The sequence below is a fragment of the Chordicoccus furentiruminis genome (assembly GCF_019355395.1).
GTDB classification, from domain to species: Bacteria; Bacillota; Clostridia; order Lachnospirales; family Lachnospiraceae; genus Chordicoccus; species Chordicoccus furentiruminis.
This window is the reverse complement of the sequence record NZ_CP048829.1, coordinates 2601351-2628281: the sequence shown is the minus strand read 5'-3', so window position 1 is coordinate 2628281 and position 26931 is coordinate 2601351. Positions and strand designations below refer to the sequence as shown.

Here is a 26931-nt window from a genome sequence, read left to right as displayed (position 1 = left end):
GTCTCATATACCCAGCACTGCCCTGGCTGAGGACACGATCAGCTCTGCTGTCTTGTCCACCCCTAACCTGCCGCTGTCCAGAACGATGTCACAGTCCGTATATTCGGAGATCCCTTCCAGATTCTTCACATATCTTCTCCGGTATCTGGCTCTTGCCAGATCAACATCATGGATCATCCGCTGAGCATCGCTGCTTTTCAGATGCAGCTGCTCCACGCAGTTGTTCAGTCTCGACTCATAGGAAGCACGTATGTAGAATGACAGCCTTCTTTTCTTCTCCCTCAGTACATATTCCGCGCAGCGGCCGACTATTATGCAGTTCTGCTTTGCGGCGCAGTCGCGGATGATGCTGCTCTGGACAGAAAAGATCTCGTCCTCGATGGACTGGGGAGCGATCCCCAGCGGAAATTTCATATAATAGTATGCATTCCTCGCGCTCTCCTCCCTGTCTCCGATCTCAGAAGCAAGGAGTCCCATCCGCCTGGAAGTCTCCTCTACGATATCTCTGTCCATGAAATAGATGCCCAGCATCTGAGCAGCCTTCTGGGCGATCGGTCTTCCCAGACTTCCGAACTGCCTTGATATGGTGATCACATAATGCTCCGGCATAAGAAACCTCCGCTTTATCCATCTGCCTCAGGATGATCCGGCAGCCGCTTTTTCCTTCTTCTCCAGGATGATCCGGCAGCCGCTCTTTCCTTCTTCTCCAGGATGATCCGGCAGCCGCTCTTTTTGCCCTTCCTGTGTTTCCCGGCATGGCGCCTTTTCCCCGGAAAGCCCGGTCCTCAGGCAATCTTCTTCTGCGTCCGTCTTACGATCATCGACAGGGTGAAATCGATGACAAAGTAGACCAGAAAGGCAAATCCGAACAGAACAAAGACGTCTGTTACATTGACCTGGCCCAGTCCATTGTACTGCCAGGCGCCAGACAGAACCTGTCTGGTCCTGGCCATCAGTTCGATCACGGCTATGTTGGCGATGTAAGACGAGTCTTTGATGGTAGTGATCACCTGGCCTAGCAGTGTCGGAACGATCTTGTGATAGACCTGGGGAAGAATGATATGGACCATGACTGCCGCAGAGGAAAATCCCTGCGAATATCCTGCCTCGAACTGTCCTTTGGGGATTGCGTTCAGACCTCCTCTGACGATCTCGGCTATGTTAGACGATTCGAAGAAGGTGAGCGCGACGATTCCCTTGAAAAGCAGTCCGATCTCCACACTGGAAAGTCCCATGAGGGGAAACTTGAAGTGCGACGGCGTCTTCACAAATACCAGGCAGACAAAGATCCACAGCAGCAGCGGGGTGTTCCTGAACACTTCGATATATATCGATGCGAGTCTGCTTAATATGGCATACTTTCCATGCCTGCAGTAGTTGCGGACGATTGCCAGGATATAGCCGAAGACAAGTCCGATCAGGACCGCCACTACCGATATGATGAGGGTAAATGCAACTCCCTTCATCAGATAGAGAAGGATATTTACATTTTTCAGTATAGACAGACTGCCCTGAAATTCTTTCATACTTCCCGCTCCTGAATCTTTTCAACGAGACCCGCGCCGCCCTTGAGCACTGCACAGATCACGCAGTTTTCACTGCGGCCGCAGCAGCCGCCATCTCTTTCTTCTTCAGTCTCATCTCCCAGCTGGTCGCCAGCTTTGAAAGGGGATAGCACATAAGGAAGAACAATGCGGCACAGAGAAGATATGCCGGTGTGTAAGCTCCTCCTGTCTTCTCTCCGGTGACGAAGCTGTAGGTGACGGAGATAAGGTCCATGCCTCCGACGATGTAAAGACAGGAAGTATTTTTGAACAGATTGACGATCTGGTTCACCATAGGAGGCAGGATGATCTTGATGGTCTGCGGGAGGATGACATAACGCATGCTTTCCATGTAGGTAAAACCTTGAGACTGGGCAGCCTCAAACTGCCCCCTGGGGATGGAGCCGATGCCTGCATGGAAAACTTCCGCCATGTAGGCTCCGTGGTAGATTCCCAGAGCGACGATACCGGTCGGAACGATGCCGATCGAATTGCCCGAAAAAGCAAGCGCGTAGTAGATAAAGCACATCTGCAGCAGGATCGGTGTGTTCTGGATGAACTCGACATAAACTCTTGCGATCGCTCTCAGCACTTTGATCCGGCCTGTTTCCATAAGGCCGAAGACAAGTCCCAGGGTCAGAGCCAGCAGGATGCCGGCAGCAGAAGTTATCAGAGTATTGCCAAGTCCCGTCAGAAATCCCATGCGGAATCCCCAGACCTTAGACCATGCATAGGCTGAAAAAAGTCCTCCCATATCTGCCGCTCCTTCCTTGAATCTCTCATCAATTCCGCTTCGGCAAAATTGCGCCGGCACGCGCGGCAAAAGGCGCCCTTCATCTGCGCGTCCGCGGCATCCGCCGGAGATGAATCGTCAGCAGGGGCAGGTACTCAGCCTGATGCCGTACCCGTCCCTGCGTACCGTCCCTATCGCTCCATATGGCTTATCCTGCGCCGGGGTGCAGAAAGTTCCCGCCGCCCTTCAGCACAGATCAGTCGAGGTTGTTCTCCTTGATCAGGTCATCGATTGTGCCGTCCTTCAGGAACTTCTGGATCTCAGCTTCGCAGTAAGCGGAGAAATCGGAGTCCTTCGTGGTGGCGATACCATAATCCTGAGGAGCGAACTCTTCCTTGATGTAGTCACGGTCGTCTGTATGATAGATAGCCAGGATGGACTTATCGACGCAGAATGCGTCAACCTCTCCTGCCGTCAGAGCGGTGGAGATGGTTGGATAGTCGTCATACTGACGGAAGGTGACGTCGCCTTTCCACGTTGCCGGATCGAAGGACGCTGCATCATATTCACTTGCATCGATCACTCCGTTGTCGACCATAGCCTGAAGCAGAGAAGCCGCTGAAGTGGACCCGGAAGAAACGCCGACTGTCTTGCCGACCAGATCCTTGAGTTCCGTGATTCCGGACTCTTTCTCGACCAGGACGCCGACATGGTCCTCATAGTAAGGAGTGGTGAAATCCCAGCTCTTCTTTCTTTCATCTGTGATGGTGAATGTGGCAAGCACGCAGTCTATGTCGCCGGAGTCGAGAAGTTCGGTCCTGGTAGCTGCCGTAACGGTGGTGAATTCCGGCTCGACGCCCAGATCTTTTGCGATATCCTCGGCGATCGAGATCTCCATTCCGGAATATTCGCCCGTGATGGTATCCTGGAAACCGAATCCCTTGACAGCGTTCTTGACGCCTACCCTCAGCTTGCCTGAGTCAATGATCTTCTGGGTATCCGGCCCGATCACCGCTTCCGCTTCGGTTCCTGCCTCGGTCTCGCCTGCCATAACCGGGACTGCCAGCATACTCATAGCCATGCAGACTGCCGCAGCCATGCCAAGTGTACGCTTTGCCATTGTTTTTCCGACATACTTTCTCATAACCTTCTCCTCCTTTTCTATCCCCCGCGGCGTCTGCCGCGGACTGTTTTTTCGTCCGCCTCAGCGGATGATCTTGCCCAAAAACTCCTGCACTCTTGGGCTATCAGGATGGGTGAAGAAATGCTCCGGCGTTCCTTCCTCTATGATGCGTCCATCCTCCATGAAAACGATCCGGTCGGCGACCTGCCTGGCGAATCCCATTTCATGCGTCACAACAACCATGGTGATGTTGTCCTCCTTTGCCAGTCGGACCATCACGTCCAGAACTTCCTGGATCGTCTCCGGATCCAGTGCACTGGTCGGCTCGTCGAAAAGAATGATCGGAGTCTTAACGCAGAGAGCCCGTGCTATGGCTATTCTCTGCTGCTGCCCTCCTGAAAGGGCGATCGGATAGACATCAGCCTTCTCGCGCAGCCCGACCACATCCAGATAGTGGTAAGCGGTCTCTTCCGCCTGCTCCTTGCTCATGCCGTGAAGCTTGATGGGAGCCAGAGTCAGGTTCTTCAGGACCGTCAGATGCGGATAAAGATTAAACTGCTGAAATACCATGGAAATATTCTCCCGGATGATCTTTCTGCAGTTCTTTTCAGTCATAAGCTGACCATTGATAAAGACATTGCCGCTGGTCGGCTTCTCCAGGAAATTCATGCAGCGGACGGTCGTGGACTTGCCTGATCCGGAGGGTCCGATGATGACCAGTTTTTCGCCTTTTTTTACCTGGAGATCCACGTCCTTCAGCACATGAAGATCGCCGAAGTTCTTATTCACCTTCTCCATTCTGATCGCTGCATCGCTCATAGCAAACACCCTTTTCTCTCTTCCGGCTCCAGGTCCGTCTTATTCCGCCCGGCTTTCCGTCAGGTCCCGGATGTCTCCGGCCTTACGAAAGCCTCATCCTCTCCTGTCTGTCCTGCTTCCGGCGTTGGCGAGGGATCCGGAAGCAGGCAGGAGATGTTGAAACACAAATCAGTACACTTGAGGTAAGAAAAAGGCGCCGCAGAAGAGCTAAGCTTCCACGACGCCTTTGTCTTTTATGGTGTTGGATAATAATTATGGCAGATCGTTATCGCGTTCATAATTATTTTCCTCATAAAGACATTATATACGAATAATTCTGTTTTTCAAGTATTAATGTGAGAACAATCTGCCTTCTCTTTAAAAATATTTACAGATGCCTGCGTGTTTCCGTAATGATTGCTGATTTTCTGTATCGGTCATAATTTCTATCTGTATTATCGTTTCCGGACGCCATATATTCCGTCACGCCTGCATCATGCCATTGCCTGCGTTGAGAATTCGGGTGTCTGGCATGCCAATAAGTCATATAGCCTTATGTGCTGGGGCGCACACGGCCAATGACTTTTGCACTTGCGTCATAATAATAGTGTACTGACCTTATCCCGGATGATCAGTGGTGTTTTATGGAGGATATCTTTATATTGGAAACTTCTCCTCAGAGCCCAAGATACGGCTTCAGCGGATCCGGTACGCTTTTCCAAAGAATCTCCGTGAATTCTTCCTTCGTCAGCTTCTCCTCGCCCATAAGCCAGGCTTCCAGAAGTTTTCCGGTCCCGTAGCAGTAGATCCGGATGTAATACCCCAGCATCGCCGGAAGCTCTTCTCCTCCGGATCTTCTCTGAATGCCCCCTGAAAGTGCTTCGGCATTCAGTCTTACCATGCTGTCGGCAAAACAGTCCGGTCCATCTGTGTTTTTCAGCGCATTGAGAATGTATGCCCGATTCTGTATATAGTATGGGTCAATCATTTTTGGTGTGGGGTGAACATGTGAGCGCTCTCCCCGGTTAATAGTTTCAACGGACGCCGTCCTTGACATGAACCTCAGGAAACGTTGTCCGGTCTATGCCGACGGCGAAGAACTCAGGGACAGGCTCCAGACTCCATCGCCGTCGGGCTCGGAAGTGTAACGTTTCCTGAGAACCCTGTCAAGGATCCCCTTCGGCGGCTGGGATCATGCCTCTGGTTCTGCTCCTCGGAACAGGCGAGGCGCTGCCGGGACCATAAAACAATTGCATAAAAAAGGATCTTCCTGTACTATTCGAGTTGCATCTTGGCGGATGTAACAACCCAAACAGAAGGGAGATCCTCTGCATGAATTGTACTCGGACTGACGCAAACGGGCAACTGTCTTTTTCCGCTTTTACCGGAAATTTCCTCATGGTTCCTTCCTCCATGACCAGCTTCTACAACACCAAAACGACGGTTGAGACTACCAGGTCCGGCCGTACTGCCTACCGTTATGAGGGAACCCTGGACATACAGGATTCTGATCGCATCTGCCCGAAGTGCGGCAAAAAGATGCATGTTCATGGCGGGCATCCTATTGCTGTGCAGCACCTGAATGTCGGAGGAAGTTTTGGCTACCTTTCATTCAGACGCAATCAGCTGGAATGTCCTCACTGCGGCGCAACCGTGATGCAGTCTGTTCCTTTCATGGCCGATCATCATCGGATCACAAAGGAACTTCTGCAATACACGAAGGACCTTCTCGCTACAGGGACTTATACGCTGAAGCAGGTGTCTGAGATCACCGGACTTGGCAAGAATACAGTAAAGGCGATCGATCTGAAACGGCTTCAGGATAAATACACCATTGATGGCCAAACACTGATAAAACCTGAGCAAACGACGCGTTTCCTCGGCATTGATGAGTTCAAGCTGCACGACGGACACCGCTATGCCACTCACATCATCGACATGCTTACCGGGCATATCCTCTGGATCTCGCACGGCAAGAAAAAGCAGGTCGTGTATGACTTCATCAAGCATATCGGTCTGGAATGGATGGACAATGTCGAGGCGGTTGCCTGTGACATGAACTCCGATTTCCAGGAAGCCTTCGAGGAAAAGTGCCCTCATATCCAGCCGGTCTTTGACTACTTCCACATCGTTAAGAACTTCAACGATAAGGTGGTCAGCGAGATCCGGAAGGACGAACAGCGCAGGCTTTACGATGAGGGCAACTTCGAAGGCGCACGCCAGCTGAAACGGTCAAAGTATATCCTCACGTCCTCAAGAAAGACCCTTCGGAAGAAGGACCAGGAGGCACGTGATGGCAAGGTTATCTCCAAGGGCAGCGAGATGTTCTGCAAGGAAGAGTACAGGCGCAAGGAGGGGTATGAAGCCCGCTACGATGACCTGCTCAAAGAGAACAAGCTCCTGTTCACCTGTGATCTCATCAAAGAAACTCTGACTCTGGCTTACAGCCGTGTGGACGAAACTTTGATGATGAAGGACATTGAAAAAGTCATGGACCTCTGCGAAGAGACTGGGAATGTCCATCTCATGTGGTTCCACAGACTACTGTCCAAACACTTCGAAGGCATTATTGCCCATGCAACTTACGACATGTCCTCTGGCAAAATCGAGGGCATCAACAACAAGATTAAGACGCTTCGGCGTCAGGGATATGGATACCCGGATGATGACTACTTCTTCCTCAAGCTCTTTGACTTAAGCCGGGCTGAGGTGGTCCGGAACCCCAAATCCCATAGGAAAAGTGATTGAGGCAATTTTTCAGCAGATACTTATTCCATCCCTCAAGAAAAGACTTTGTCTTCTCAAGCGTGACATAGCCGACCTTATCAAATTTTTTCAGTTCCGGGGTATATGATCCGTCAGGCTGATGCACCGGTACCATAACCGTATGCTCTGCCGTCGACCAGAAAAAAAGATCTTCGACCAGGGATGTTGTCCACTTTCTCACGGGCTTGTCTTCCATCTTCTGATCAATCAGGAAGCCTCTCACCCGCGTCGCGTGGGTCCACTGCCTCATCTCATAAGACATGGACCACATCCGGCTCGATTCGATTGTGTTATGTTTGATATAATCCTCGACAGATTCCTGGAAGGTCACTTCACTGTGATGACCTTCCAGCAAACCTTCTGTCTTCGCGGTCTCATGTTCCCGCTTAATGGCAAGTGCTTCTTTCAGAGAACCCGCTGTCCGGCGCTCTTTCCTCTGCTTCATTACATATCGATTCTTCTTCACGTCAAAAACTTTCTCACGTTTGAAGCAGAGACTGACGATGTACTGATCCGTTTCGCGCTTGTAATAAATCCCCTGATACCTTGTTTTTTCCAGATTTTCCATGGCCCTTTCCCTTTCTGAAAAGTTGTTAGATGCACCGACTTTCTGTCTGAGAAAGTTTTGAGAAAGTTTTGGCCATTTTCACGGTTATTTTTTGTAAGAAATTCAGTGTTTATGCGGCTTTTCTGGTTTTCTTAGTGAGAGAAGTAGTAGCCGACGCCCCATTTTGTGTGCACATATTTCGGCTCGCTGGGATTCTCCTCGATTTTCTCGCGGAGACGGCGGATATGGACATCCACTGTACGGACATCACCCGGATACTCATAGCCCCAGACGATGTTGAGAAGGTTCTCGCGGCTGTAGACCTTGTTGGGATTGAAGACCAGAAGCTCAAGCACATCGAACTCCTTTGCCGTCAGGTTGATCTCCTTCCCGTTCACATAGACCCGGCGGGCCTCGCAGTCCATCTTGAGTCCGGCCACCTCAATCTGCTTCGGCTGCTCCTCCTTCTGCGCCGGCTTGGAAACACGGCGGAGAATCGCCTTGATTCTGGCCTTGACCTCGAGGATATTGAACGGTTTGGTGATATAGTCATCCGCTCCGTACTCGAGTCCCATGATCTTATCCATGTCCTCGCCCTTGGCCGTCAGCATGATGATCGGCACGTTCGAGAATCCCCGGATCTGCTGGCAGACCTCCAGTCCGGAAAGCTTCGGGAGCATCAGGTCGAGCAGAATGATATCATATTCCGTCTCCTTGGCCATCTGCAGCGCTTCCTCTCCGTCATAGGCACAGGAAACCTCATAGTCGTCCTGCTCCAGGCTGAAGCGGATTCCCTTCACAATCAGCTTCTCATCGTCCACCACCAGTACTTTTTTCGCCATTCCTGCTTCTCCTCCTGCCGTTCCGGTCCGATTCCCGTCTTTCGTCCGGACTGGGAACGGGCGGACCGTCCGGCTAATCCACGGTGATCCGGTCCTTGATTTTCTCAAACAGCGCTGTCTTGATGCCGCTTACCTTCATGATATCCTCGATGCATCCGAAACGGCCGTTTCCCTCCCGGTACGCGATGATCTCCTCCGCACGGGAAGCGCCGATGCCGTTCAGTGTCTGAAGTGCCGCGGAATCCGCCGTATTGATGTTCACCTTTCCGTCCGCAGAGACACCAGCGGACGCGCTCCCGCCTGTCTGCTTCACCTCCGGCGCGCCGTTCTCTGACAGCTGGGGCATCGAAGCCGCCTCCGTTCTCGTCGGTACGGTGATCTGCTCCCCGTCGCTGACCGTCTGCGCCTGATTGATCATCCGGTCCTCCGCGTCTCCCGTAAGCCCGCCGGCCGCCCCGATCGCCTGATAAACCCGCGAACCCGCCGGCAGCCGGTAGACGCCGGGCGTCCGGACCGCTCCGCAGACATAGACGAAGACGGACGCCGTCCCGCTTTCTCCGCGCCCGGTACCGTCCGTTTTCTCCGCATCTCCGGATTTGTCAGCGGATTCCGTCTTTCCGGCGGAACCTGCCTCCTCCGGGAACCATCCGTCCGGCGAAACGCCGGATTCGACGGCGCTCTGCGGCGTTCCGACTGATTCATAGGACGGCGAACCGCAGCCCGCCGTCATAAGCGACAGCAGCGCGGCGGCCAGTACAACCGGCCGCCGCGCGCGCCAGAAACCAGAGCACTCATTTCCGTGCAGCAGATGCATTCGTTTCACAGCACACCTCCCGGGCAGACCCGCCCCTTAAGAAGGCTGTGCACATCTTTATTTTACCGGACCCGTGCAGGAAAGACAAGAGACAGTCACGGCTTTTCAAGTGCCGAAATGCTCGCGTCGAGGATCGCGGCGGCCTCGTCAATTTCCTTCTCCGTGATGATGAGCGGCGGCACGAACCGCAGCACGTCATGGCCTGCCGTGATGATCAGAAGGCCCCTTCTGAGTGCCTCCGCCGCCACCTGGCCGGCTGTCGGCGTCCCGTTGAACTCCAGCCCCTGCATCAGTCCCGCGCCTCTGTGCGCAGTCACCGACGGATGCTTTTCCATGAGAGAATCGAGCGCCTCCGTAAAATACGGCGTGATCCTCTGCACATGATCGACGATTCTGTCCCTCCCGAAAATTTCGGCGACGGCGTTGACCGCGCTCATGGCGAACGGATTGCCTCCGTAGGTCGATCCGTGATCACCTGGAACCAGCGACCGCTCCGCTGTCTTTTCGTTCAGAACAAAGGCGCCTACCGGCACGCCGCAGCCAAGCGCCTTGGCGCATGTCATGATATCCGGCTTCACCCCATACTGGCTGAAGGCCCACATCGTCCCCGTCCGTCCCATGCCGCACTGGATCTCGTCAAGGATCAGGAGTATATCCTTCTCGTCGCAGAGCTCGCGCAGTCCGGTGAGGAACGCCGGTTCCGCCGGGAAAATACCGCCCTCGCCCTGCACCGTCTCCAGAATCACCGCGCAGGTCCGGTCGTTTACGAGCCGCTTCACACTCTCCAGATCATTGAAATCGGCGAACACGACGCCGCCCATCAGCGGGCGGAACGGATCCTGATAATGGGCGTTGCCCGTCACTGAGAGCGCTCCCACCGAACGGCCGTGGAACGAATCCTTCATCGCGATGATCTCATGATCATTCCGGCCGTCCTTGAGAAACGCGTACTTCCTTGCGGCCTTAATGGCGCCTTCGATGGCCTCGGCGCCGCTGTTCGTGAAGAAAACCTTTGAGAGGCCGGTGGACCGCACAACGTGCTCCGCCGCCTTCGCCAGAGGTTCATGATAATAAAGATTAGACGTGTGAAGCACCTTTTTCACCTGACCGATCAGCGCCTCGTCAAACCCCGGATAATGATAGCCGAGCGCGTACACGGCGATGCCGGCCATAAAATCGAGATAGGCGCGGCCTTCCGTATCGAAGACGCGGACGCCCTCGCCGCGGTCGATGGCGAGGGGAAAGCGGTTGTAAGTGTGAAGCACATACTGCTCGGTCAGATCGATGATTTCCTGCTGTGTCATTCTGTCTCCTTCATCGCCCGGCTCAGGACCGGTAATCCGCGTTGATATTCACATACTCATGTGTCAGGTCGCATCCCCACGCGGAGGCGTCGGCCTCGCCCATCTTCACGTCGGCAATCGCCCGGATCTCCGGCTGTGAAAGAATCTCAGTCGCTTTCTCCTCACTGTAGGAAGCCGCGACGCCGTTCTCAAGAATCTGAATCCGGCCGGCACGGCTCTCAAGGAAAAGATCGACCCGCTCAGGATCGAAGACCGCGCCCGAGTAGCCCATCGCACAGAGGATTCGGCCCCAGTTCGCGTCATGACCGGCGATAGCCGCCTTCGTCAGTGTTGACGAGACCACTGACCGGGCCATCTTCTTCGCGTCCTCCTTCGTGGCCGCATGAACGATGTCGCATTCGAAAAGGCAGGTGGCACCCTCTCCGTCCGCCGCCATCTTTTTCGCCAGCGCCGTACAGATCTCCAGAAGTCCCGCGCGGAAGATCTCATAATCCGGACCTTCCTCCGTGATCTCCGGATTGCCGGCCAGTCCGCTGGAAAGCAGAAGACAGGTATCGTTAGTCGAGGTGTCGCCGTCCACCGAAATCATATTGAACGTGTCCGGCACCACCGAGGAGAGCGCCTTCTGCAGCATATCCCGCGAAATCCGCGCGTCCGTCGTAAGGAAGGCCAGCATGGTGCACATATTCGGATGAATCATCCCGGAGCCCTTGCTCATGCCGCCCAGCGTGGCGGAAGAGCCGTCGGAGAATGTGAGGCTCACCGCCGCTTCCTTCGCAACGGTGTCCGTCGTCATGATCGCGGCGGCTGCCTTCGATCCGGCCCCCAGGTCTTCCGAAAGCTGATCGGCCAGCACGGGAAGGGCCGCCGTGATCCGGTCAATCGGAAGCTGCTGCCCGATGACGCCGGTCGAAGCCAGCAGCACCTCGTCCGGCTTCACCGCGAGCGTTTCCGCCGCCGCATCCGCCGTCCGGCGGCAGAGCGCCATCCCCTGCTTTCCCGTGCAGGCATTCGCCACGCCCGAGTTCACGACCACCGCTCTCGCGGTTCGCTTTTCCTCCACAAACGCCCGGTCCCAGACAACCGGCGCCGCCTTCACCCGGTTGGAGGTGAAAGTCCCCGCCACCTGGCAGGGCACACGGCTCAGCAAAAGGGCCATATCCGCATGGCCGTTCTTCTTGATACCCGCCGCGCCGCCCGCGGCTGAAAAGCCCATCGCGGCCGTCACGCCGCCCTCAATCCGTTCCATCCGATCATTCCTCCATTCTCTTCCGATACTGTATCGCCGTCCCGCACTTCCCGGTCCCGCCGGACACCTCTTCGCTTCGGTCCGGCTCTTCATCATGAATACCGCTTCTGATCGTTTCCTATAATAGCGGTCCCGATTCCGCGGTTCGTGAAAATCTCAAGCAGCAGGCAGTGCAGGATCCGCCCGTCGAGAATATGGACGCGCCGCACGCCGCTTTCGATCGCCGAGATGCAGTTCTGCAGCTTCGGCAGCATGCCGCCGCCCGCATTCCCCGCCTCGATGAAAGCGCGCGCCTCATCGGCCGTCATCTCGGAGATCAGCGTCGAAGGATCCATCGGGTCCTGACAGACGCCCTCGACGTCGCTCAGAAAGACAAGCTTCTCCGCCTTCTCCGCCGCCGCGATGGCGCAGGCCGCATCGTCGGCATTGATATTGTAGGATTTGTAGTCCTCTGTCCCGAGCCCGATCGGACAGACCACCGGAACGAAATCTTTCCCGATCAGCGTATCGATGAGCGTCGGATCGACGGAAACAGGCTCTCCGACAAACCCGAGATCCACGCCGGAGGCAAGCTCCTTCTTCCGCGTCCGGATCGTTCCGCCGTCTTTCCCCGAGATGCCGCAGGCCTTGACCCCGTTTTCTTCCATATACTGAACGAGGCCCTCGTTGACCTTTCCCAGCACCATCTCGGCAATCTCCATCGTTTTCTCGTCCGTCACACGGAGACCGTTCACGAACTGGGGCGTCCCGCCGGACAGCTTCACCCAGCGGCTGATTTCCTTTCCCCCTCCGTGAACGATGATCGGTTTCATGCCGACGAGCTTCAGAAGTGCTACATCGGTGATCACGCTTTTTTTCAGCGCCGCATCCTTCATCGCCGAGCCGCCGTACTTGACGACAATCTTGCTTCCGGCGAACTCTCTGATATAAGGAAGGGCCTCGATCAGAACGTTGGCCTTCTCAATCCAAAGCTCCATATTTTCCATCGCATTCACCTCGCTCGTTAATAGTTCGATTAAAGCACAGGCCGTCTCAAAAGTAAAGCGTCCCGGCTGCATATTTATTCATGTTGTATGCATATTATTCAATACAGGCGCGCTATCCCGCCCTCTGCATTTTTCATTTATAATTCGCATATTTTTCATTTTTCTGCCTGTCATGGAATGAATAACCGGATTTTTCCCTTGCATGGATTATGCATCTGTTGTATAGTAACGGAAGTTCATGAAAAACGAAGGCTTCGGCTTCCCTTCAAGAGGAAGCCGGCAAGGAGGCAGAGCATGGCAAATGAAAAGGTAGTGCTGGCATATTCCGGCGGTCTTGATACGACAGCCATCATTCCCTGGCTGAAGGAGCATTTCGGATACGATGTCATCTGCTGCTGTGTGGACTGCGGGCAGGGCAATGAGCTCGACGGACTCGAGGAACGCGCCCGTCAGTCCGGCGCGTCCAAGCTGTATATCGAGGACATCAATGACGACTTCGCCGAGAACTTCATCATGCCCTGCGTAAAGGCGGGCGCCGTGTACGAGAACAAGTATCTTCTCGGCACCGCGATGGCCCGTCCCGCGATCGTGAAGAAGCTGGTGGAGGTCGCCCGCAAGGAGGGCGCCGTCGCGATCTGCCACGGCGCGACCGGCAAGGGCAACGACCAGATCCGCTTCGAACTCGGCATCAAGGCGCTGGCGCCGGACATCAAGGTGATCGCGCCGTGGAGAATGACCGATATCTGGACCATGCAGTCCCGTGAGGATGAGATTGCCTACTGCAAATCAAAAGGCATTCACCTGAAATTCGATCACTCCCAGAGCTACAGCCGCGACCGCAATCTCTGGCACATCAGCCATGAAGGACTGGAGCTGGAGGATCCGTCCCTGGAGCCGAATTACGACCATATGCTGGTGCTCTCCGTCACGCCGGAGAAGGCTCCGGACAAGGTGACCGACGTCACGATGACCTTCGAGAAGGGAATTCCCACGTCGATCAACGGCGAGAAAATGAAGGTCGCCGACATCATCCGGAAACTCAATGTTCTGGGCGGCGAAAACGGCATCGGCATCATCGACATTGTCGAGAACCGCGTCGTCGGAATGAAGAGCCGCGGCGTATATGAAACGCCCGGCGGAACGATCCTGATGGCCGCTCATGAGCAGCTGGAGGAGCTCTGCCTCGACCGTGCCACCTACGAGCAGAAGAGAATCCTCGGTGAAAAGCTGGCTCAGGTGGTCTACGAGGGCAAATGGTACACGCCGCTCCGCGAGGCGATCAGCGCCTTTGTGGATGTCACGCAGGAGTATGTGACCGGAGAAGTGAAATTCAAGCTCTACAAGGGCAACATCATCAAGGCCGGTGAAACCTCTCCGTACAGCCTCTACAATGAGAGTCTCGCTTCCTTCACGACCGGCGACCTCTACGACCATCACGACGCGGACGGCTTCATCACGCTGTTCGGGCTTCCGCTCAAGGTCCGCGCGCTGAAAATGCAGGAGGCGAAGACCAAGGGTCTCTCCCGCTGAGACACACGTCTGATCTTTATCCGCACCATGGATTCCTCCGCGGCCGGCAGTCTGCCGGCCGCGCATTTTATATCCGCCGATCCGCCTGTTATGAAAAATTAAGGATTTCTTCACTGTCTCCATGCTATAATGGTCTCGGAAATGAATCGGAACAGGCTGCGGGAGAGAAGACCTGTTTCTGAAAGGGGTTATCTTTTGAACATTTACGAACTGAAGGAACGGCGCAGACGGTACAAGTGGCGGGTGAGGTGCGCTGCCGCCGCCGTTCTGTCCGGCACGCTGATCGCGGTCTGCACAGGTGTCTCGCTCCGTCACAACGCAGCCGTCCGGGCCCGCGCGCAGGCCGTCAGCCGTGCGAACACCACGGACCAGGGCAACACCGTCAGCATCAGTTCCGGTGCCGTGACACCCCGGATCGCGGATCTCACGGAATCGGCGGGGATAGTGGAGCTCGTCGCGCCGGGTCAGGTCTTCTCCGGCTCGTCAGATGCGGAAAACGCCGAGCCGATGGCGACCGGCTGGCAGAAGGACGCCAACGGAATCTACAACCTGAACGACAGCGGTGTGCGCCGCACAGGCTTCTTCACCGATACCGACGGCTCGACTTACTACTTCGACGGGAACGGCTATCTGATCCACGGATGGCTTACCCTCGGAAACGCCACTTACTACTTTGACAGCGACGGACGGATGGCCACAGGTCAGAAAACGATCGACAAAAAGAATTACTACTTCAGCGACAGGGGCGTGATGGACCCGTCGAAAACGACGGTTGTCGCCGACAAGATGATCTGCCTCACCTTCGACGACGGCCCCGGCGCCTACACCGACAAGATTCTGGATCTCCTGACCCAGTACAACGCAAAAGCCACCTTCTTCATGATCGGCGAGCAGGTCAGCGACCATGCGGCCGCGGTGAAACGCGAGCACGAGCTCGGCATGGAGCAGGGCAACCATACATGGGATCACACCACGCTTACGCATCTGAGCGCTGACGAGATCCGGACCGAGTTCTCCAAAACCAACGACATCATCGAGCAGGTCACAGGGCAGAAGCCAACACTGTACCGTCCGCCGGGAGGAGGCTACAACGACGAGGTCTTTGACAACGACTTCGACATGCCGTGCATTCTCTGGTCCATCGACACGCTGGACTGGAAGACAAAGGATGCAGACAACACCTACAAGACTGTGATGGAAAATGCAGCCGACGGCGCCATCATCCTGATGCATGAGATCTACGAACCTTCCTATGAAGCGGCCAAGCGGATCATTCCGGATCTCGAAAAGCAGGGATACCAGTTCGTGACGATTTCGGAGATGGCGGCCGCGAAGGGCGACAAGCTCCGGCCGAATCATCCGTACGGAAGCTTCTGAGCCGGAATACCGAAAGCGTAAAAAGAGGGCGGAACCAAACGGTTCCGCCCTCTCCTTCGTCCCTGTCACCTCGTACTCAAAAACTCGTATTCTCTCAGCCCCGCCTCATCCGTCGGGAAAGAGGCCACATAAGACGCCGCCTTCGCCCTCGCGTCAGCCCACTGCCGCTTCTCCTCAAGAATCACAATCTCATTGTAGCGAAGGCCCTGATTGGAGCTGTCTGCCTTCAGTCCGTTCTCCACATCCGTCAGCGCGTCGTCATACTTCTGCTCCGCCATATCGCAGAGCGCCAGACCGTTCCACGCGTCCGCCGCGGCTCCGTCTGTGCCGGTGTACTGCTTGTACACTGCCCGCGCGTTGGCCACATCTCCGGTCGCGAGATAGACCTTTCCCAGAAGGAAGATCGGCTTCATGTCTGACCCGTCCTTCTTGATCGCGTCAGTCAGTTCCTGCTTCGCATCGTCATAATTCTCAAGGTAGTAATTGACCAGGCCCTGCTCGTAGAAGGCGTCCTGCTGCTTCTGCGCCTCGGCCAGCGCCTTCTCAAGATAATCCGATCCGTCGCCGCTCTTTTCCTCGCTGGCATAGACCTCATAAATATTGATATAGAGGTCGTAATCCGAGCTCAGCGACACCGCCTGATCGAAGTCCGCCTTCGCCGCGTCCGCTTCCCCGTTCCGGAGATGAAGACGTCCTCTCAGAAAGAGGACCTCCGCGTCCGGCGATTTGCGGATCAGTCCGTCATAGATAGTCATCGCCTGATCCGGCTCGCCCTTCAGATCCCGGGCAAACGCGAGATACAGACTGACATCCCGGATGAACGAATCCGATTCTCCGTCCACCTCGTTGAGACTCTTCTCGAACGAAACGCAGGCATCCGCATAGTCACTCTCGCCCAGGTAGATCAGCCCCAGCGCGCGATAAGCCTCCGGCAGGTAGTATCCCGCCTGGACGACACCGTTAAAGTAGGTCATCGCGCTGTCCGTTTCCTGTCGCTTAAGCGCCTCGCAGCCCTTCTCATAGGCGCTCTTCGCGTCCGACCGCGCGCATCCGGTCAGCGCCAGCATGCAGACGCCGATAAGAGCGGCCGCACGCACTCCCTTCTTACTCCTCAACAGCCAGTCCCTCGTCTCTGATCACTGATATCACGCTGTCCACATACGCCTCGCAGAGCTGCGGGGTGGACGCCTCGACCATCACCCGGATCTTCGGCTCCGTACCACTCTCCCGCACCAGAATCCGTCCGTCCGTACCGAGCTCCCTCGCCGCCTTCATCACAGCGGCTTTGACGCTCGCATTGGCCTTGACAGCCGCCTTGTCGGCCACCACCACATTTTTCAGCACCTGCGGATACAGCTTCATCTCATCCGCCAGCATGGAAAGAGGCAGCTTCTTCTCGATCATCGTCTGCATGACCATCAGAGATGTCAGAATCCCGTCCCCTGTGGTCGCGTACTTGCCGAAAATGATATGGCCGGACTGCTCCCCTCCGAGGTCGTAGTTGTTGGCCATCATGTTCTCAGCCACATATTTGTCACCCACCGCGGTCTGCTGATAAGCCATCCCGTTCGCTTCGAGCGACTTGTAGAGTCCCATGTTCGACATCACGGTGGTGACGACCATATTGTCATTCAGCTGGCCGCACTCCTTCAGGTACTTCCCGCAGAGGAACATGATATGGTCACCGGTCACAACCCGGCCTTTCTCATCCACCGCGAGGCAGCGGTCCGCGTCGCCGTCATAGGCGAATCCGGCATCCAGCGCGTTGTCCTGCACAAAGTTCTGCAGCGCCTCCAGATGCGTCGATCCGCAGCCCCGGTTGATGTTCGTCCCGTCCGGCGAGTTGTTGATAACGAATACTCTGGCGCCCATCGCCTCGAACACACTCTTCGCGATCGAGGAGGCGCTGCCGTTCGCGCAGTCGAGCCCGACCCGTTTCCCCTTGAATCCCCGGGTCGGAATCGTCATCAGATAGCCGATATACCGGTTTCGTCCGGCGGAAAAATCAACGGTCCGCCCGATCCTCTCGCGAAGCGCGTAGGGAATTTCCCCCACTCGCCCGTCCAGATAAGCCTCGATCTTCTCCTCAATCTCCGGCTCGATCTTCTGCCCGTTGGCGCGCATAATCTTGATCCCGTTGTCATAGTACGGATTATGGCTGGCGGAAATCATAATGCCGCAGTCGAATCCGTCCGTGCGGACCACATAGGATACGGAGGGCGTGGTGGTGACATGAAGCAGATACGCGTCCGCGCCCGAAGCGGTGAGACCCGAGCTGAGCGCATCCTCCAGCATATAGCTGCTGCGACGCGTGTCCTTGCCGATCACGACCGACGCCTTGCCGTCCGGGTGTTTCGTTCCATAATACCATCCAAGATAGCGGCCGACCTGAAATGCCTTCTCCGCCGTCAGCTGTACGTTAGCTTCACCCCTGAAGCCGTCGGTGCCAAAGTATTTTCCCATCTTCTATCTCCCCCTCACAGATAACCCGTTCAGAACAGAGGCGTCCGGTATACGCCTTTTTCAATCAGATCCGCGAAAGCCGCCCGTACCGCGTCCCGGTCCTCCCGGTACGTCACGCCGAACCAGACGTCGTCCGTCCGGAAGACATGAACGGCCGCCTTTCCCGCCTTCAGCATCCGGTCGATGATATCCGGAAGAAGATATTCCTTCTTCAGCGCATCTTCGCCAAGGCCGTCAAGGAATTTCGGGAACCCGTGTTCCAGCTCATCGAGGAAATCCGGATAAAGCCCCCACATGTTCATCGAGACAAGCGAATCCGCATCCAGCGGACGCACGCCGTCCCCCGTCATAACGCCGGCGCCTCCGTCGGTCCGGACGATGTTCTTCGTCTCATTGATTCCCGTCAGCTGACCGTTCTCAACCTCGAGAATTCCTCTCGTCACGCCGCCGTTGTCGGAAAGCGTGTTGCCGAGAACAAAGGCCGCCATCGACACGTTGTGCTTACCGTTCTCCACGGGTTCTCCGCTCACCAGCGCGTCATGCAGAATCCGGAATCCGTGCTTTCCGTAGTAATCGTCCGCGTTGACGACCGCGAAAGGCTCATGGATCTGATCCTTCGCGGCAAGCAGGGCCTGACCGGTCCCCCACGGCTTCATCCTTCCCTGCGGAACGCGGTATCCCGCGGGCAGATCCTCGATCTCCTGATACGCGTACGCTACCTCGGTCACCTTTTCGATCCGGTTTCCGATCCGTTCCCTGAAGTCCGCGTCAAGATCCCTGCGGATGATGAACACGACCCTGTTGAACCCGGCCTCAAGAGCGTCATGGATGGAGTAATCCATCATGATTTCTCCACTGGGCCCGAGCGTTTCCATCTGCTTAATGCCGCCTCCGTAGCGGCTCCCGATGCCTGCTGCCATCACGACAAGGGATGTCTTCTTCATCTTTTCATTCCTTTCCCCGGCGGGATCCCTGCATCCCGCCTGTACCCGTTATTGTCCTGAAAGTCTTCTCGTCTGCGCCTCTTCTATCAGTGCGTCCGTCAGCTCGTCAATATCTCCGTCCAGAATACTGTCAATCCGATGCAGCGTCAGATGAATCCGGTGATCCGTGACACGTCCCTGCGGCACATTGTAGGTACGGATTTTTTCCGACCGGTCCCCGGTTCCCACCTGACTCCGCCTCAGATCCGCCCGTTCCTCGGCCTGCTCCATCCTTTTGAGATAGAGAAGCTTCGTTCTCAGCACCTTCATCGCCTTCGACCGGTTCTTGATCTGGGACTTCTCGTCCTGACAGGAAATGACGATGCCCGTCGGAAGATGCGTCAGCCGCACGGCTGAATCCGTCGTGTTGACGCACTGCCCTCCGTTTCCCGAGGCGCGGAAGACATCGATCCGGATATCCTTCGGATCGATCTCCACCTCATCGATATCCTCGGCTTCCGGCATTATTGCCACCGTCGCCGTGGAGGTGTGGATCCGGCCGCTGCTCTCCGTCTCGGGCACTCGCTGTACCCGGTGCGTCCCGCTCTCATAGCGGAGGCGCGCGAAGACATCCTGCCCCCGGATCTGCATCGTACACTCACGGATCCCGCCGAGTCCGTTCTCGCTGAGGGAGAGCATCTCGGTCCTCCATCCCCGCTTCTCGGCATAGCGCTGGTACATCCGTGCGAGATCAGCGGCAAACAGCGCCGCCTCGTCGCCGCCCGCACCGGCGCGGATCTCCATGATCACATTGCGGCTGTCGTCAGGGTCCTTCGGAAGCAGAAGCCGTTTCAGCCTCATCTCCAGCGCCTCACGCTTCTCACGGAGCGCAGACGCCTCTGCCTTCAGCATCTCGATCATTTCCGCGTCCGTCTCCTCTTTCAGGAGGCTTTCGCAGTCTCCGAGCTCCGTCTCCGTGCGCTCATATTCCTCACAGGCCTCCGCCACCGGCTGAAGCTGCGCCTCTTCCTTCATAAGGGCTGTCAGCCGTCCGGGATCGCGCTGTGTCTCCGGCGACGCGAGCTCACGGACGATCTCCTTCCGGCGCCCGAGCACCGCCCTCAGCTGTTCCTTCATCAAATCTCGTCAGCCATCTCCTTCCGGGCTCATCCCCGTTCTGTCTCCTGCCCTGATGTATCGCAAAGCCGTCTGATCAACAGCCGCACACGCATCTTCCCACGCATGATATCATGATCCGCCCCGGCGGCCCGTCACGGCACGCGGCCGGCCGGCGAGATCCTCCGTCACTTCAATTTTCCGGAATCCGGACGCCTCCATGAGCGCGGATACCTCTTCCGCCTGATCAAAGCCGATCTCAAGCCCTATCACGCCATTCTCCGAGAGATGGGCGGAGGCGCCGCCGATGATGCTCCGGTACACACGCATTCCGTCGGCATCCCCGTCCAGAGCCAGCCTCGGCTCATGATCCCTCACCTCCGGATCAAGCGAGGCGATCACATCCGTCCGGATGTACGGCGGATTTGCCGTTATTATATCATACACGCCGCTGACATTGGTATAGACATCGCTCCGCAGAAAAGAAGCATCCACCCCGAAACGGGCGGCGTTCCCGCGCGCCACGCCAAGAGCCGTATCGGAAAGATCGGTTCCCGTCCCCTTCATCGGTCCGTTCCCTTCGAGAAGCAGTGTCAGGAGAATGCACCCGGAGCCCGTGCACAGATCGAGAATTCGTGCTCCGGGAAATGTGTACGGAAGCATCCGTTCCACCAGCGTCTCCGTATCAAACCGGGGAATCAGAACGCCGGGACGTACGACAAAGAGGCGCCCGTAGAAGGGAGCCTCTCCGATGATATACTGCAGCGGTTCGCGGTCCGCGCGCCGGCGAACGGATTCCATAAAGCGCCGGCGCACCGGCTCCGGAAGCGGCTCCTCCGCATGCAGCAGATAGGAGGCCGCATCAAAACCGGCGGCATGAAAAAGCAGCTGTCCGGCGTCCGCATCCGCTTCCTCGATCCCCGCGGCTTTCAGAAGACAGGCGGCTTCACGCCGCAGAGCCCGCGCGGGAAGCGTGTCACGCCTCTCTCTTTGTTCCAAAGGTTTTCTCCTGCCAGTCTTTCCAGTCAAACACAGCTTCAATGGCAGCGATCGCGACCTCCGCCATCTGCGCGTCAGGCTCTCTCGTCACAAGCTTCTGAAGCGCCAGCCCCGGCCGGACCAGCGTCCGGATCACCGGTCCGTCGGAAACAGCCGCATAGCGGAGAATTTCATAGGAAATCCCCGCGATCACCGGGATCAGAATCAGTCTCCAGACGAGCCTCATCACGCCCGACTGAATATCAAACAGCCCGAGAATCAGAAACGCGATAATCGAGATGCTGATCACGATCAGCAGAAAGCTCGTTCCGCAGCGCCTGTGCTGACGGGAGCATCCCAGCACATTCTCCGGCGTCAGCGGCTTCCCCTGCTCGATGCAGTTGATGCATTTATGCTCGGCCCCGTGATACGCGAAGACCCGCTGGATGTCCTTCATCCGGGAAATCAGCAGCATATAGCCGAGGAAAATCGCAAGCCGGAGGACCGCCTCAGCCAGATTGACCCAGACGTTTTTCACGCCGGCCGTCCGCATCAGCCCCGCCAGCCAGTACGGCAGAAGCATAAACATAATGACGGAAAATGCAATTGAGAAGATGACCGTGCCGGTCATCATGGCCTGCCACTGCCGCTCTTCTTTTTTCAGCTGCGCCTCTGTTTTCTCCTTCTGCTTCGCCTCCTCCGGATCCTCCTCCGATACGGCATCCGCCGACCACATCAGGGAAGAGATCCCGACTACAAGAGAATCGATGAAGGCCGACACGCCGCGGAGAATCGGAATCTTTTCGATCCCCCTGATCGGGATGACCGTATGATACGGCCGGACCTCCAGCGCGATCTCGCCGTTCTCCTTTCTGGCGGCGATCGAGTAGCGCTCCTGGTTCCGCATCATGATGCCTTCGAGAACCGCCTGACCGCCGATACCGGAATTATGCTGCGTCATAGTCCTCCTTTCCATTTCGCGCGGGGGCAGCGGGAAAGCTTCCCGGACAGCTGTGATTCAATTCAGCATTCCGATTCTCCCGCCTCCCGGGCAGTTATGAAAAAAGGACGGGCCAAGCCCGTCCCTGCATGGATTTCTTCTGATCAGTTTTCCGACTTGCCCATGCCGTACTTCTTGTTGAAAGCCTCAATCCGGCCGCGGGCCTGCGTCGACTTCTGCTGACCCGTATAGAACGGATGACACTTCGAGCAGATTTCAACGTGCAGATCCTTCTTCGTGGAACCTACGGTAAATGTATTGCCGCAGTTGCAAGTCACGGTTGCCTGATAATAGTTCGGATGGATACCTTCCTTCATCGCACTCTCACCTCTTTATATCTTCTGAATCACGGATGATCGATTGTCCGGCAGACATGATCCTCAGCCGATCGGGAGAACCGTTCGGCGATACCGGTCTGTCCGCCTCTGAACAGCGATCTTTATTCTAACACAGCACTGTACGCAATGCAAGATCCATTCGGTCGGATTAACGCTGAATCCAGCCGCGTTCCGACCTCCGGGGCTTCACTGTATTCCGTCCGGCGCGAAAGTTCGGCCGCTTACGTTCCCCACTTCTGAAGCACAGCGGCCACGACCTGCTCGTTCGTGCTGTAATGCGTGAACGCATTGATCACGGATTCCACCGCCTCCTCCGCCTTGAGGCCGTTGATCCGGCGGCGCATCAGGTCCACGGCCTTCAGCTCTCTCGGCGTGAGCAGCAGATCCTCGCGCCTCGTGCCCGATTTTACGATATCGATCGCCGGGAAAATCCGGCGTTCCTGGAGCTTGCGGTCAAGGATCAGTTCCATATTGCCCGTACCCTTGAACTCCTCGTACACCACGTCGTCCATCTTGCTTCCCGTATCGACGAGCGCGGTCGCCAGAATCGTAAGACTGCCGCCTTCACGCATATTCCGCGCCGCTCCGAAGAAACGCTTCGGCATATAAAGAGCCGTCGGATCCAGACCGCCGGACAGCGTCCGGCCGCTCTGCGGAACAAGAACGTTGCAGGCGCGCGTGAGACGCGTGATCGAATCCAGCAGGATCACGACATCCTCGTGGTGCTCAACCAGCCGTTTCGCACGCTCGATCACCATCTCCGAGACACGGCGGTGATGCTCCGGAAGTTCGTCGAACGTCGAGTAGATGATCTCCACGTTCTTCCCGTGAACGGACTCCTTCATATCCGTCACCTCTTCCGGCCGCTCGTCAATCAGCAGAATGATGAGATTCGCGTCCGGATTCCGGGTGAGAATGGAACGGGCGATATCCTTGAGCAGCGTCGTCTTGCCGGCCTTGGGCGGCGAGACGATCATGCCTCTCTGGCCCTTCCCGATGGGGCTGAAAAGATCGACGATCCGGGTCGCCCTTGACCCGTCCGGACGCTCAAGGCGGATGCGTTCATTGGGAAAGATCGGGGTCATGTTCTCGAACACCGCGCGGTGGCGCGCTTCGTCCGCCGGAAAATCGTTCACCGTGGAAACGTAGAGAAGCGCTCCGTACTTCTCACCCTGCCCGCGTTCGCGCTTTGTCCCCTCGATCATGTCTCCAGTCTTCAGGTTGAACCGGCGGATCTGCGACGGGGAAACATAGACATCCTCTTCGCCCGGAAGGAAATTATCGCTCCGCAGGAAACCGAACCCGTCCTGCATCACCTCCAGAATCCCCCGGCATCTGTGATCCGCTTCCTCACGATGACGGATCGCCGCGGACGCTTCACCGTTATCCCGCTCCTCTCTGCTCTGACCGGGTTCCTGCACAGAGACCGCCTCCGCCGGCCTCTGTGCTCCGCCGGCCGGAACTACGGATGCTTTTCTTTCCTCCGGTGCCGGCCGGCGGGAGAATGGCTTCTCCTCCTGACCCGGCTCGGACTGCGCGTCTCCTCCGCGTCTTGGCCGCGCGCTGACCGTCTGCGGATGCTCGGGAGAAGATGCGTAATCCGAGCCCTGAACAGCACGGCCGCTCACACGGCTGCCGGATGGGTGCTCCGCTGCCGCATGCCGCGTCTCCTCGAAGCGGCGCGGGCGGCCGGCGCGGGGCGTCTCGCCCGCCTGCCGCGGACGCCGCGCCGGTGAGTCGCCGTGTTTGTCGTCGCCGGAAGTCTCCGTGCGGCGCGGCCGGCCGGCTCTCGTTCTCCGCACAGTACTCTGGCGCGCAGATTCTGTCTCCGATGCGTCCCGGACCGGTTCGTGTCTTGTCTCACTCCGCCCCGCCGGACGGCCTCTGCGGCCGCGGCCTGACGTATTCGGCGCCGGTCGCTCCGCCGCCGCGGAAGCTTCGTCTGTACGTACCGGTACAGCCGCATTCTGAGTTTCCGCCGCAGCCTCTCCCTCAGCCGCATCCGTCTCCGCCGATCCGGTTCCGTCCGTCGGAACCGGACTCTTCACAGAAAAAGGCGTCGTCTCTGCGACCGGCGTCTGTTTCCGCCGTCCGTTTCGAAACGCTCCGTTTTCGGCATCTGCCCCTTCCCCGGACATATCTGTTGAAGCAGGGTTCACGACATGCTCCGTTCCGCCGGCTGCATGCTCCGCGTCGAGAGCCAGCATCGCGTCGATCAGCTCGCTCTTCTTCATCACGGACGTGCGCTTGATTCCGCGGGATTTCGCCAGCTCGCGCAGATTCGTCACATGAATCGTCTGATATTGTTCTCTTGTCATATTCGATGATTTCCGAAAGAAATGTCCGTCGGCTGTATCCTCTCTCGCAAACCGCGGCCAGCCGTCCGGTTGATCAGGTTATCGGTTGTAAAAATAGAATGCAGATCAGAAAGACATGCGGCTGACAGGACTTGAACCTGCACATCCGTGGATATTGGAACCTAAATCCAACGCGTCTGCCAATTCCGCCACAGCCGCATAAAAAGAAACACGTCTGGCTTACCCAAACGCGTTCGTGAAGCATCGGGGATTCGAACCCCGGACAACTTGATTAAAAGTCAAGTGCTCTACCACCTGAGCTAATGCTCCAAATATCCGAGAAAAACAGTTCTGAATGATCACGGAAGTGACCGAACTGGGCTAGTTGGATTTGAACCAACGAATGCAGCAGTCAAAGTGCTGTGCCTTAGCCCCTTGGCGATAGCCCATCGAAAGAAAGAAGGTACTGCACTATAAGTACTGCAGAGGGTGAATGGTGGGACTCGAACCCACGATCTCCAGAGCCACAATCTGGCGCGCTAACCAACTGCGCCACACCCACCAGAATATACGGCGCTCATCCAGTTCAACCGGAGGCCCCCGACCCGCCTTCAGGACGAATCGACCGTGCCTGAAGGGATTCGAACCCCCGACCCACGGCTTAGAAGGCCGTTGCTCTATCCAGCTGAGCTACAAGCACACTTGTTGCCATGTCAAAAAGACAACGAGCGGGTGATGGGAATCGAACCCACGTATCCAGCTTGGAAGGCTGGTGTTCTACCGTTGAACTACACCCGCGCAGATTCATCGGGGTGACAGGATTCGAACCTGCGGCTTCCTGCTCCCAAAGCAGGCGCTCTAGCCAAGCTGAGCCACACCCCGTCACTGCACCGATCACGGCGACACGTTCTTAAATCGCACATGTTTTATTATATGGATGGAAGATTCCTTTGTCAACATCCAATTCAAAAAATTCATCTGTTACGGCCGTTCCGGCTTCTCCCCATCTTTACAGTCCGCCCGGCGCCGCGTTCCGGGCTGCCCTGTTCCTCAAAGGCGTCTCCGGCCGATGTGATTCTGCAGGAAATGCAGCCGCCCGCGCCGGTCCACCTCAATCACCAGATACGTCGGTTCCCGGCCCTCCTGCCTCGGAAAAGACAGCGATCCCGGGTTCAGCACCGTCAGTTCCGGGTCGGACTGGTCAAGATAAGGCCGGTGCGTATGCCCGAAGCAGGCGATCCGGCATCTCTCCGCCTTTGCCTCCTCGCGGAGATATTCCGTCGTCATCGAGACACCGTACTGATGACCGTGGGTGACGAAAATCCGGAATCCGGAAAGTTCCACGACGGCATCCTCCGGAAGCGTGGAAAAATAATCGTTGTTACCGCGCACAATCGTACAGGGACAGCCCGCCTCCGTCGCGATCTCTCGCTCCCGTCCTTCCGTGTCGCCGCAGTGGATCAGATGATCAAAAGGCCTCGCCAGCCGGATCGCTTCCTTCAGCCCGTCTCCCCGGCCATGCGTATCACTCACCACCAGAATTCTGAACAGATCCCTCTCCATTGCCGCGCCCCTCCGCATTCCGACACTCAGAGCCTTCCTTCCGCCCGGAGTGCCTCCAGCTTCCGCCGCATATCCGCCAGTGCCTTCCCCCGGTGACTGATGGCGTTTTTCTCATCCGGAGGAAGCTCTGCAGATGTACAGCCCCGGTCCGGAAGATAGAAAATCGGATCATAGCCGAAGCCGTTCCGCCCTGCCTCCTGGTAGCCGATCCGTCCTTCAAACGTACCGACGGATGTCAGCTCCTGGCCGTCAGGAAGGATGCAGGCAATCGCGCAGACAAACCGGGCCGTCCGCTTCTCATCCGGCACGCCCTCCAGTCTCCGGATAATCTCCGAATTTTTGATATGGTAGGAAGTATCCTCTCCCATCCAGCGGGCGGAGTAGATTCCCGGCTCTCCGTTCATCGCGTCGACGACCAGTCCGGAATCGTCCGCCATCGTGATGCCTCCGGCCCTTTTCCAGACAGTACGGGCCTTGATCAGGGCATTCTCCTCAAACGTCCTGCCGTCCTCGACGATCTCCGCATCGATGCCGGCTTCTCTCATCGAAACTACGTGCAGATCAAGACCGGAGAGAATCGCCCGGATCTCCTTCAGCTTGTTCTCATTTCCAGTCGCAAAAATCACATTTGTCATCCAGT

At 56.7% G+C, this 26931-nt stretch carries 25 protein-coding genes and 7 tRNA genes; 3 read left to right on the top strand and 29 right to left on the bottom strand.

Going from position 1 to position 26931, the window contains the following annotated elements; all coding sequences use genetic code 11:
* Window positions 1–3 precede the first annotated feature (3 nt).
* The 6 genes from G4C92_RS11990 to G4C92_RS11965 all read right to left on the bottom strand — a co-directional run bounded on the left by G4C92_RS11990 (window position 4) and on the right by G4C92_RS11965 (window position 5186).
* Window positions 4–609, bottom strand: a complete 606-nt coding sequence (locus G4C92_RS11990) for a cytidylate kinase-like family protein (RefSeq protein ID WP_274940068.1) — start codon at window positions 607–609, stop codon at window positions 4–6.
* 176 nt (window positions 610–785) lie between these two features.
* Window positions 786–1526, bottom strand: a complete 741-nt coding sequence (locus G4C92_RS11985; RefSeq protein WP_274940067.1) for an amino acid ABC transporter permease — start codon at window positions 1524–1526, stop codon at window positions 786–788.
* A gap of 58 nt (window positions 1527–1584) precedes the next feature.
* Window positions 1585–2298, bottom strand: a complete 714-nt coding sequence (locus G4C92_RS11980; protein WP_274940066.1) for an amino acid ABC transporter permease — start codon at window positions 2296–2298, stop codon at window positions 1585–1587.
* 235 nt (window positions 2299–2533) lie between these two features.
* Complete coding sequence (locus G4C92_RS11975) at window positions 2534–3421, bottom strand: transporter substrate-binding domain-containing protein (protein WP_274940065.1); 888 nt, start codon at window positions 3419–3421, stop codon at window positions 2534–2536.
* A 60-nt stretch (window positions 3422–3481) separates the two neighbouring features.
* Entirely contained in the window at window positions 3482–4219 is a 738-nt protein-coding gene (locus G4C92_RS11970; RefSeq protein ID WP_274940064.1) for an amino acid ABC transporter ATP-binding protein, read from the bottom strand.
* A gap of 655 nt (window positions 4220–4874) precedes the next feature.
* The gene (locus G4C92_RS11965; protein ID WP_274940063.1) at window positions 4875–5186 is read right to left on the bottom strand and encodes a TetR-like C-terminal domain-containing protein; all 312 of its coding nucleotides are present in this window, start codon (window positions 5184–5186) and stop codon (window positions 4875–4877) included.
* Window positions 5187–5530: 344 nt separating this feature from the next.
* Between G4C92_RS11965 and G4C92_RS11960 the strand changes: the two genes are divergently transcribed.
* The gene (locus tag G4C92_RS11960; RefSeq protein WP_274940062.1) at window positions 5531–6946 is read left to right on the top strand and encodes an ISL3 family transposase; all 1416 of its coding nucleotides are present in this window, start codon (window positions 5531–5533) and stop codon (window positions 6944–6946) included.
* On the opposite strand, the gene G4C92_RS11955 is transcribed toward G4C92_RS11960, so the two are convergent.
* From G4C92_RS11955 to argB, 6 genes are all read right to left on the bottom strand, one after another.
* Entirely contained in the window at window positions 6879–7532 is a 654-nt protein-coding gene (locus G4C92_RS11955) for a hypothetical protein (protein ID WP_274940061.1), read from the bottom strand. The two genes, G4C92_RS11960 and G4C92_RS11955, sit on opposite strands and share 68 nt — an antisense overlap.
* Before the next feature lie 131 nt (window positions 7533–7663).
* A complete protein-coding gene (locus tag G4C92_RS11950) occupies window positions 7664–8353 on the bottom strand; it encodes a response regulator transcription factor (protein WP_274940060.1) in 690 nt (229 codons plus the stop codon).
* 73 nt (window positions 8354–8426) lie between these two features.
* Complete coding sequence (locus tag G4C92_RS11945; RefSeq protein ID WP_274942009.1) at window positions 8427–9167, bottom strand: ComEA family DNA-binding protein; 741 nt, start codon at window positions 9165–9167, stop codon at window positions 8427–8429.
* Window positions 9168–9262: 95 nt separating this feature from the next.
* Window positions 9263–10471, bottom strand: coding sequence for an aspartate aminotransferase family protein (locus tag G4C92_RS11940; RefSeq protein WP_274940059.1), 1209 nt, complete (start codon window positions 10469–10471; stop codon window positions 9263–9265).
* 22 nt (window positions 10472–10493) lie between these two features.
* Window positions 10494–11720 (bottom strand): bifunctional glutamate N-acetyltransferase/amino-acid acetyltransferase ArgJ, encoded by a 1227-nt coding sequence (gene argJ, locus G4C92_RS11935; RefSeq protein WP_274940058.1) that lies wholly within the window; start codon window positions 11718–11720, stop codon window positions 10494–10496.
* A 92-nt stretch (window positions 11721–11812) separates the two neighbouring features.
* On the bottom strand, window positions 11813–12706 hold the full coding sequence (argB, locus tag G4C92_RS11930; RefSeq protein WP_274942008.1) for an acetylglutamate kinase: 894 nt from the start codon (window positions 12704–12706) through the stop codon (window positions 11813–11815).
* 294 nt (window positions 12707–13000) lie between these two features.
* On the opposite strand from argB, the gene G4C92_RS11925 reads away from it, so the two are divergent.
* Entirely contained in the window at window positions 13001–14236 is a 1236-nt protein-coding gene (locus G4C92_RS11925) for an argininosuccinate synthase (protein WP_274940057.1), read from the top strand.
* A gap of 195 nt (window positions 14237–14431) precedes the next feature.
* Entirely contained in the window at window positions 14432–15613 is a 1182-nt protein-coding gene (locus tag G4C92_RS11920; RefSeq protein ID WP_274940056.1) for a polysaccharide deacetylase family protein, read from the top strand.
* Window positions 15614–15678: 65 nt separating this feature from the next.
* Here G4C92_RS11920 and G4C92_RS11915 read toward each other — a convergent pair whose 3' ends face one another.
* The 17 genes from G4C92_RS11915 to rdgB all read right to left on the bottom strand — a co-directional run bounded on the left by G4C92_RS11915 (window position 15679) and on the right by rdgB (window position 26926).
* Window positions 15679–16728: a tetratricopeptide repeat protein gene (locus tag G4C92_RS11915; RefSeq protein WP_274940055.1), complete on the bottom strand. Its 1050-nt coding sequence runs from the start codon at window positions 16726–16728 to the stop codon at window positions 15679–15681.
* Window positions 16718–18076: a phosphoglucosamine mutase gene (glmM, locus tag G4C92_RS11910; protein WP_274940054.1), complete on the bottom strand. Its 1359-nt coding sequence runs from the start codon at window positions 18074–18076 to the stop codon at window positions 16718–16720. The genes G4C92_RS11915 and glmM overlap by 11 nt, the downstream gene beginning before the upstream one ends.
* Window positions 18077–18105: 29 nt before the next feature.
* Window positions 18106–19020, bottom strand: coding sequence for a glycosyltransferase family protein (locus G4C92_RS11905; protein ID WP_274940053.1), 915 nt, complete (start codon window positions 19018–19020; stop codon window positions 18106–18108).
* A gap of 48 nt (window positions 19021–19068) precedes the next feature.
* Window positions 19069–20136, bottom strand: a complete 1068-nt coding sequence (prfA, locus tag G4C92_RS11900; protein WP_274940052.1) for a peptide chain release factor 1 — start codon at window positions 20134–20136, stop codon at window positions 19069–19071.
* A gap of 111 nt (window positions 20137–20247) precedes the next feature.
* Window positions 20248–21114 (bottom strand): peptide chain release factor N(5)-glutamine methyltransferase, encoded by an 867-nt coding sequence (gene prmC / locus G4C92_RS11895; RefSeq protein ID WP_274940051.1) that lies wholly within the window; start codon window positions 21112–21114, stop codon window positions 20248–20250.
* Window positions 21092–22054 (bottom strand): DUF1385 domain-containing protein, encoded by a 963-nt coding sequence (locus G4C92_RS11890; protein ID WP_274940050.1) that lies wholly within the window; start codon window positions 22052–22054, stop codon window positions 21092–21094. Before G4C92_RS11890 ends, prmC begins: the two co-directional genes overlap by 23 nt.
* Before the next feature lie 143 nt (window positions 22055–22197).
* Complete coding sequence (gene rpmE, locus G4C92_RS11885; protein WP_274940049.1) at window positions 22198–22410, bottom strand: 50S ribosomal protein L31; 213 nt, start codon at window positions 22408–22410, stop codon at window positions 22198–22200.
* 242 nt (window positions 22411–22652) lie between these two features.
* Window positions 22653–24749, bottom strand: a complete 2097-nt coding sequence (gene rho, locus G4C92_RS11880; protein ID WP_274940048.1) for a transcription termination factor Rho — start codon at window positions 24747–24749, stop codon at window positions 22653–22655.
* 116 nt (window positions 24750–24865) lie between these two features.
* Window positions 24866–24947 (bottom strand) — tRNA-Leu (locus tag G4C92_RS11875).
* Between the two features lie 38 nt (window positions 24948–24985).
* Window positions 24986–25058, bottom strand: a tRNA-Lys gene (locus G4C92_RS11870).
* A 46-nt stretch (window positions 25059–25104) separates the two neighbouring features.
* Window positions 25105–25177, bottom strand: a tRNA-Gln gene (locus tag G4C92_RS11865).
* 39 nt (window positions 25178–25216) lie between these two features.
* Window positions 25217–25290: transfer RNA gene (locus G4C92_RS11860), tRNA-His, on the bottom strand.
* 64 nt (window positions 25291–25354) lie between these two features.
* Window positions 25355–25428, bottom strand: a tRNA-Arg gene (locus G4C92_RS11855).
* Between the two features lie 27 nt (window positions 25429–25455).
* Window positions 25456–25526: transfer RNA gene (locus tag G4C92_RS11850), tRNA-Gly, on the bottom strand.
* 9 nt (window positions 25527–25535) lie between these two features.
* Window positions 25536–25610: transfer RNA gene (locus G4C92_RS11845), tRNA-Pro, on the bottom strand.
* Between the two features lie 168 nt (window positions 25611–25778).
* Window positions 25779–26291: a metallophosphoesterase family protein gene (locus tag G4C92_RS11840; RefSeq protein WP_274940047.1), complete on the bottom strand. Its 513-nt coding sequence runs from the start codon at window positions 26289–26291 to the stop codon at window positions 25779–25781.
* Window positions 26292–26317: 26 nt separating this feature from the next.
* Window positions 26318–26926 (bottom strand): RdgB/HAM1 family non-canonical purine NTP pyrophosphatase, encoded by a 609-nt coding sequence (rdgB, locus tag G4C92_RS11835; protein ID WP_274940046.1) that lies wholly within the window; start codon window positions 26924–26926, stop codon window positions 26318–26320.
* Window positions 26927–26931 lie beyond the last annotated feature (5 nt).